Below are 870 nucleotides of genomic sequence, written 5' to 3'. Positions count from 1 at the left end.
GGCTCCGGTCTCGTGGGCTCGGAGATGTGTATAAGAGCCAGCCCGACGACGCCACCCACCGCGCCGTCCGGCACGCCCGGGCCCGCGGGCGCCTGCGGCGCGACCGAGGCCACCTCCGTCGCGGGCGGGGTCTCCTCCACCTGCTCCACCGGCGTCTCCTTCACCGGCTCCGGCACCTTCGCGGGGACCACCAGCTCCTGCCGCTTCGGGCGCGGCTTCTGCACCACCGGCTTCACGGGCTCCACGGCCGCCTGCTTCCGCATCCCACCGCCCAGGGGCGGCGGAGGCGGTGCGTACGCCATCAGCACCAGCTCCGGCTCCGGCTTCTTGACCTCGGGAGGCGGCCGGGTGGACACCAGCAACCCCACCGCCACCGCCACCAGATGCGCGACGGTCGCCGTCAGCAGCGCCCCACTCCACCGGCCCCACCCCGCATCCGCCGGAGCGGTCGCGGACTGGAAGAGCCCCGCCGGAACGCGCACCACATCCGCACGCGCGGTCACAGCTTGCGGCAGCGCTGGGGCAGCACCCAATCCGTCGTCGAAGTTGAGAATGGTTCGCATTTTCGCTTGCTGGAAGGGGATACTCCCGCCGGGGTGGCAACGTCAATGTGGAGCGCCACTGAAATCATCCCGGCGCGTCACGAAGTGCGGGTTTCAACGCCAAGGGCGCGAATTTCCGGGGTGCGTCAGAACCCCGGTGCGTATAAAGCCGTTCCGCCGTCGCGCTTTTTTGTCGCCGGCGGACTGTCGCATCCCGTGCGACACGTTTAGCCCCCCACCCATGCCGCCGCCCTCCGCCCACACCCAGCGTGAAGCCTCTCGCGAGACCGGGTTCGCCCTGGCGGCCGTGGTGTGCGCGGCGGTGCCG

1 pseudogene is annotated in these 870 nt (G+C 71.3%); it reads right to left on the bottom strand.

What is annotated here, in order from left to right:
• A pseudogene (locus D7X55_RS39835) lies at positions 1–563 on the bottom strand (hypothetical protein); the annotation flags it as partial.
• Positions 564–870 lie beyond the last annotated feature (307 nt).

This window comes from Corallococcus sp. AB049A, from assembly GCF_003668885.1.
Classification (GTDB): Bacteria; Myxococcota; Myxococcia; order Myxococcales; family Myxococcaceae; genus Corallococcus; species Corallococcus interemptor.
The sequence above is the reverse complement of the archived record's forward strand: the minus strand, read 5'-3'. Positions and strand labels throughout refer to the sequence as shown.